The organism is Rossellomorea sp. ABR4_004, assembly GCF_056159585.1.
Map to the genome: position 1 here is coordinate 607,602 of NZ_JBSWVM010000003.1, position 6,000 is coordinate 613,601.

The 6,000-nt window shown below is 41.5% G+C and carries 7 protein-coding genes and 1 other annotated feature (1 of these 8 cut by a window edge); of the genes, 2 read left to right on the forward strand and 5 right to left on the reverse strand.

Annotation, left to right across the window (positions count from 1 at the left end; all coding sequences use genetic code 11):
• Positions 1-56 (forward strand) — a binding site (T-box leader) (it extends 177 nt beyond the left edge of the window).
• Positions 57-106: 50 nt separating this feature from the next.
• Positions 107-1,105: a tryptophan--tRNA ligase gene (gene trpS, locus ACXAF2_RS20055; protein WP_475141257.1), complete on the forward strand. Its 999-nt coding sequence runs from the start codon at positions 107-109 to the stop codon at positions 1,103-1,105.
• Positions 1,106-1,265: 160 nt separating this feature from the next.
• On the opposite strand, the gene ACXAF2_RS20060 is transcribed toward trpS, so the two are convergent.
• The 5 genes from ACXAF2_RS20060 to ACXAF2_RS20080 form a co-directional block, all read right to left on the reverse strand.
• Complete coding sequence (locus tag ACXAF2_RS20060) at positions 1,266-2,015, reverse strand: DUF3603 family protein (protein ID WP_475141259.1); 750 nt, start codon at positions 2,013-2,015, stop codon at positions 1,266-1,268.
• 84 nt (positions 2,016-2,099) lie between these two features.
• Positions 2,100-2,465 carry a YuzI family membrane protein gene (locus ACXAF2_RS20065; protein ID WP_475141261.1) on the reverse strand — a complete coding sequence of 122 codons (366 nt, stop codon included), beginning with the start codon at positions 2,463-2,465 and terminating at the stop codon, positions 2,100-2,102.
• Positions 2,466-2,469: 4 nt separating this feature from the next.
• Complete coding sequence (locus ACXAF2_RS20070) at positions 2,470-3,237, reverse strand: DUF2268 domain-containing putative Zn-dependent protease (protein WP_475141262.1); 768 nt, start codon at positions 3,235-3,237, stop codon at positions 2,470-2,472.
• Between the two features lie 98 nt (positions 3,238-3,335).
• Positions 3,336-4,580, reverse strand: a complete 1,245-nt coding sequence (gene fabF / locus ACXAF2_RS20075) for a beta-ketoacyl-ACP synthase II (protein WP_475141264.1) — start codon at positions 4,578-4,580, stop codon at positions 3,336-3,338.
• Positions 4,581-4,624: 44 nt separating this feature from the next.
• The gene (locus ACXAF2_RS20080; protein WP_475141266.1) at positions 4,625-5,557 is read right to left on the reverse strand and encodes a beta-ketoacyl-ACP synthase III; all 933 of its coding nucleotides are present in this window, start codon (positions 5,555-5,557) and stop codon (positions 4,625-4,627) included.
• Between the two features lie 200 nt (positions 5,558-5,757).
• Here ACXAF2_RS20080 and ACXAF2_RS20085 point away from each other — a divergent pair, with 200 nt between their 5' ends.
• On the forward strand, positions 5,758-5,973 hold the full coding sequence (locus ACXAF2_RS20085; protein WP_475141267.1) for a hypothetical protein: 216 nt from the start codon (positions 5,758-5,760) through the stop codon (positions 5,971-5,973).
• The last annotated feature ends 27 nt before the right edge of the window (positions 5,974-6,000 follow it).

A 6,000-nucleotide genomic window follows, 5' to 3' on the forward strand; every position in this document is an offset into this window, starting at 1 on the left:
TGACTCATATGAGTACTTAGGGTGGCACCGCGGAAATCATCCCATTCGTCCCTATCTTCAATAGGACGGGTGGGTTTTTATTTTGTGTAAAACAGGAGGAAATAAGATGCAAACAATCTTTAGCGGCATTCAACCGAGCGGTACGATTACGCTTGGTAATTACATCGGGGCCATGAAGCAGTTCACTGAGCTCCAGGAAGAATACAATTGTTATTTCTGTGTAGTGGATCAACATGCAATCACGGTAGCGCAGGATAAAATGGCGCTCCGCAAAAACATTCGCAGTCTTGCTGCGCTCTATATTGCATGTGGTATCGACCCTGAGAAATCAACATTGTTCATTCAATCGGAGGTTCCGGCTCATGCACAGGCAGGATGGATCTTGCAATGTGTGACGTATATTGGTGAACTTGAAAGAATGACACAATTCAAAGATAAATCACATGGGAAAGAAGCCGTTTCTGCAGGTTTGTTGACATACCCACCATTAATGGCAGCCGATATTCTTCTATATGGAACAGATTTAGTCCCAGTGGGAGAAGATCAGAAACAGCATTTGGAATTAACGAGAAATCTTGCAGAGCGCTTTAATAATAAATACAACAACATCTTTACAGTTCCTGAAGTCCGGATTCCTAAAGTCGGTGCCCGTGTTATGTCCCTTCAGGATCCTATGAAGAAAATGAGTAAGTCTGATGTTAACCAGAAATCATTTATTACACTCCTTGACGATCCGAAGCAGATTGAAAAGAAAATCAAAAGTGCTGTAACGGATTCAGAAGGAGTCGTTAAATACGATAAAGAAAACAAACCAGGAGTATCAAATCTCCTTTCCATCTATTCGATTCTTGAAGGCAGTTCAATAGAAGAACTTGAACAAAGGTATGAAGGTAAGGGCTATGGAGACTTTAAAGGCGACTTAGCTCAAGTGGTCGTCAATGCCATTAAGCCCGTGCAGGACCGCTACTATGAATTGGTCGATTCTGAAGAACTGGATGATATCCTTGATCGCGGGGCAGAAAAAGCTAATTTTGCAGCAAACAAAATGCTGAAGAAGATGGAAAAGGCCATGGGACTTGGGCGTAAAGAAAGAAAGAGAAAATAACAATGTTGCTTAGAGCTTCCAGTATGAGGCTCTGGGCTTTTTTGGGGGACCGATTACCACGGTCTCCTTCTTTCACTCTATTCAAAGAACAAAGAACCCCAAGCCCATCACAGACTTGAGGTTTTCATCCATCACAGACTTGAGGTTTTCATCCATCACATCAATTTACCTTAGGACGATTCTCCACTTCCCACAGTTTTTCAAAAAAGGGTTGTCCCTTGATTAAGTTTTCGCATAGGGTCAGGTGCTTGTCCGACCAGCCAAACTGCGTTTCTTCGTATAACATTTGCCAAATTTCCTCAAAGTCCAATTCCTGGATGGTCCGGTATCGCTGTGGAGCCCATTCCGTGTACCAGTAGCGGATTTCAGCCGTGTTGTTTGAGCTGTGAAGCTGATCCAGCGCCATAAATAATAATTGCTTCAACTGTCTTTCTTTTCTTGTCAGTCCACACATCATATAAGGACTTGGTGAGAGAATGTGATAGGAATCCTCTCTCTTCACCTCAGGCTGGATGGCATACTGCATTGTTTCATGACTTTCAACCATTTCATAGACGAGCTGTTCCTGTCTTGGTATCAGCCTGCTTTTTCTGATTGGAACGGTATACCCAATCGTATCAACTGCGAGTATTCCTGTCCCATCTGTGACAATGAAGCAATAATCCAGTTGAATTCGTTCATGGTTTTTTCGCAAGTAAGCTTTTTGATAGACATTATTAAGCAGTTGTTGAGGTAACTCTGATAGATCATTCTCGATGTAATGAAATAGAACAGTGTCCACTTTAATGAGAGGAACTTGATCCAATAACTCAATAACGTCCTCTTTTCTCCATTCGTGAAAATGACAGACATTGTAGCCATTTTCTTCGCCTTCGAACCAATTTACCCATACATCATGAAGATATAACATGATTGACCCCTCGCTTTGCTACAATCTTATTTGTCAATCAGTATAGGCAAATCGGTGTAAATTTATTCCTATTCAACAAGGGTTTTATAGATAGTGATTATTTTTCCTTCGGGGGATATAGATCGAGAGCGTGATGATGAGAATCCCTAGGAGAAATAAGTAGCATTCGACTCGGGTGGATACGAAAAGAATATAGTCTGAAAAAGTCATTCCCGTGGTGAGAAGGTTTAAATAAATAATTAAACTCACTCCTCCTGAAACAGCCAGTCCAAACCCGATAAATAATACAAACATTCGAAACACCATACCTTCCGCCTCTATCCTCGCATTTAGAGATTTAGCTCGTCCATTCTTACTATAGTTTATGAGGGTAGATGGAAGATATGACGAAATTAGGCTCCTATTTTCATCCCTGCCTGGTATTTTAGAAGACACCTCATGATCTGCCATTCTTCTATGGTAAGAAGGTTGATGATGCTTTTCCTATTAGGGCAATAGTAGATGAAACATTCTTTTTCAAATAATTTTCAACCAGGTAATAACCAGCAGCATAACCAAGCATGTTTGGATACGATTTCTTACCAAGAAGTAAGTGATCGTGAAGGGGACTGCTTCTTGTTACATCCAAATTGGGCTCAATCCATTTCTCGTAATAACGTGACATTTCTTTTTCTTCAAATGCTTTTGTCCAGGAAGCTGAGTATTTTTCTCCACAGTATTCTTTAACGGCATGTTCTGCCAATCCTTCAAAAATGATTGAATCCAATAAGGTATATTGCGTGTCTTTCTTGTTTAGTAATTCCATTCTGACACAGTGATGGTATTCATGAACGAAGAGAGCTTCATACTCTTTCGTATCATCCTGTTCTGTTATAAAAAAGAAAATCTCGTCTTTAAAGCATACACCTGACTTTTTCATTGACGATTGGAACATGCCTCTCTTTTCCTGCACAGGGAATAAGTATATCGGAACATTGGGACCATTCCATTTTCGTTTATACTTTTTTTCATAAAGGGAAAACCGTTCCCATAAGTTATGTTCTTTCATCTTTTCGAAAATATCTTCGGCATGATGTGATGATTTGTACATTCCATGCCTCATAAGGTATTGATAAAATGATTTTTGATCGTCTTTGCCGTTAATTGTATTCTTTAAAAGCTCTAAAGGCTTATGAATGGAGTCTTCAAGCCATCCATCAGTAGGAGCAACGGTCACCTTCATCCCTCTTTCCTGGCTTTTTATCATGTATATGTAAAGGAAAGAGGGTTCACAACAAAAAAACGAGCCTGCTAACGCGTGTTAGCAGGCTCGTTCTTATATTAGTTGGTGTATTTTTTAAAGAGGATCGTAGCGTTGTGGCCACCGAAACCTAATGAGTTACTCATCGCTACATTTACTTCCTGTTTTCTAGCTTCGTTCGCTACATAATCAAGATCACAATCCGGATCTGGTGTTTCTATATTGATTGTTGGAGGCAGCACGCTGTCTTTCATCGCCAATACTGTGAAAATCGCTTCAACCCCTCCTGCTGCTCCCAGAAGATGACCTGTCATGGATTTCGTTGAGCTCATGGCTAATTTATAGGCATGCTCACCAAATACTTCTTTCACTGCCATCGTTTCGTATTTGTCATTGTAAGGAGTGCTTGTTCCATGAGCATTGATGTAATCCATTTGCTCAGGAAGGACTCCACCGTCTTCCAAAGCCATTTTCATTGCTCTGGCTCCACCTTCCCCAGCCGGAGCAGGAGCGGTGATATGATATGCATCTCCCGTACAACCATATCCTACGATCTCAGCATAGATCGGTGCTCCGCGTTTCAGTGCATGCTCTAGTTCTTCCAGAACCACGACACCGGCTCCTTCTCCCATGACAAATCCGTCACGGTTTGCATCGAATGGTCTTGAAGCTTTTTCAGGATCTGTATTCGTTGAAAGAGCGGTGTTTGCACAGAAGCCTGCTACCGACATCTTTGTAATCGGTGCTTCTGCCCCACCTGAAACCATGACATCCGCGTCTCCCCGCTGAATGACTTTAAATGCATCTCCAATCGAATTCGTCCCAGTCGCACATGCAGTGACTGTACAAGAGTTAAAGCCCTTAGCTCCCAGCATGATGGAAACTTGTCCGGCAGCCATATCAGGTATGATCATTGGAACGAAGAATGGACTTACTCTGCGATATCCACGCTTTTGAAAGGTTTCATACTGCTGTTCGAATGTTTCCATTCCACCGATTCCCGAACCGATCCACACGCCGACACGGTGAGCAATTTCGTCTGTAATGTCAAGCTTGGAATCTTTGACAGCCATTAGCGATGCTGCAATTGCATAATGAGTGAAGCGATCCATTTTTCTCGCTTCTTTTTTCTCGACACCGAAATCCTCGATATTGAAATCTTTCAATTCAGCTGCCACTTTGGCTGGATAATCGTCTGCATTCAAACGCGATAACGGACCTACACCCGTTTTTCCTGCTAAAATATTTGCCCACGTTGATTCAACATCATTACCTAACGGGGTAACACTTCCCAATCCTGTTACAACTACACGTTTCTTGTTCATTTATTCCATCTCCTTTGTCTGCAAGTTATAGAAGAGAGTTCTATTTATTTGCCCCAGCGCATGATAATGGCGCCCCAGGTTAAACCGCCACCGAATCCTACCATGACGACTACATCGTTTTCTTTCACTCTTCCTGCTTCTAAATCTTCCACTAAAGAAACAGGGATAGAAGCTGCTGAAGTATTACCGTATTTATTTACAGTTTTAGACATCTTTTCAATCGGCAATTCCAATCGTTGTCTTGCCGCTTCCATAATACGGATATTAGCTTGGTGCGGAATTAAGAAATCAACATCTTCTTTCTTTAATCCTGCTTTTTCAATAACATTCACACTCGATTCACCCATTTGACGAACAGCAAATTTAAAAACTTCGCGTCCATTCATGATGATATTTTCTTCCTGGTACAAATGCTTCGCACCGGACCCGTCTGCACCTAATTCAAAGGCAAGTATTCCTTTGTCGTCCGGAACCGGCCCAAGTACGGCAGCACCTGCTGCGTCTCCGAACAGGACTGCTGTATTACGGTCATCCCAATCTGTGACTTTGGATAACTTTTCAACTCCTACAACGAGGACATGCTTATACGCACCATTGTCGATAAACTGCTTTGCCGTTATCATACCATACATAAATCCGGCACATGCAGCACTTACATCCATCGCCGCCGCTCTTTTTGCTCCTAATCTTTCTTGAAGTAAGCAAGCCACAGATGGGAATGGTCTATCAGGGGTAACCGTAGCCACAAGGATCAGATCAATTTCCTCTGCTGTAATATCTGCATCCGCAATGGCCGATTTTGCTGCTTCATACGCCATGTCTGATGTGTCTGTTTCATTATCTGCTATTCTTCGTTCTTCAATGCCCGTTCTCGTACGAATCCATTCGTCAGATGTATCCACCATTTTCTCAAGATCCGCATTGGTTACGATTTTCTCAGGAAGGTAACGCCCAATTCCAATAATTCCTGTATTCATACTGGCATTCCCTACTTTCTTATTTTATATTTTTCTTTTATACTTAAGTTTATTATCAATTGTTATGACTTGGTACTAATTTTATCGAAGATTTCTACTTTCTGCAATTATTTTTTCTTTTCCCCTTCTTCTACGCGTTTGACTATACTCGTACAACCCTCCTTTTCATAGGTTACATAGTAAGTGGAGGGGGTGAGAATATGTCTGAAGAAAAGAAGCTGCATCCATTTGATAGGATGATGTACGGAGGAAGGACCCTTAAAAAAGAAGAGGCTCCTTCTCAGGAGAAGCGTGAAGGCAGCAATGAAGAAGGATCATTACTCGATGGCATTCATTCCATGATGAATTCCATTGAAGACTTAAAACCACTCTATAAGAAAATCAGCCCATTATTAAAGCAATGGAATATAAAATAAAAGGCTCTTTTCGTAAAGTTTGTTGCT

Excerpts from the sequence above, each read along its gene's own strand:
- ACXAF2_RS20070 (WP_475141262.1), bottom strand. The coding sequence starts at position 3,237 with ATGAAGGTGACCGTTGCTCCTACTGATGGATGGCTTGAAGACTCCATT.
- ACXAF2_RS20080 (WP_475141266.1), bottom strand. The coding sequence starts at position 5,557 with ATGAATACAGGAATTATTGGAATTGGGCGTTACCTTCCTGAGAAAATC.
- ACXAF2_RS20065 (WP_475141261.1), bottom strand. The coding sequence starts at position 2,465 with ATGGCAGATCATGAGGTGTCTTCTAAAATACCAGGCAGGGATGAAAAT.
- trpS (WP_475141257.1), top strand. The coding sequence starts at position 107 with ATGCAAACAATCTTTAGCGGCATTCAACCGAGCGGTACGATTACGCTT.
- ACXAF2_RS20060 (WP_475141259.1), bottom strand. The coding sequence starts at position 2,015 with ATGTTATATCTTCATGATGTATGGGTAAATTGGTTCGAAGGCGAAGAA.
- ACXAF2_RS20085 (WP_475141267.1), top strand. The coding sequence starts at position 5,758 with ATGTCTGAAGAAAAGAAGCTGCATCCATTTGATAGGATGATGTACGGA.
- fabF (WP_475141264.1), bottom strand. The coding sequence starts at position 4,580 with ATGAACAAGAAACGTGTAGTTGTAACAGGATTGGGAAGTGTTACCCCG.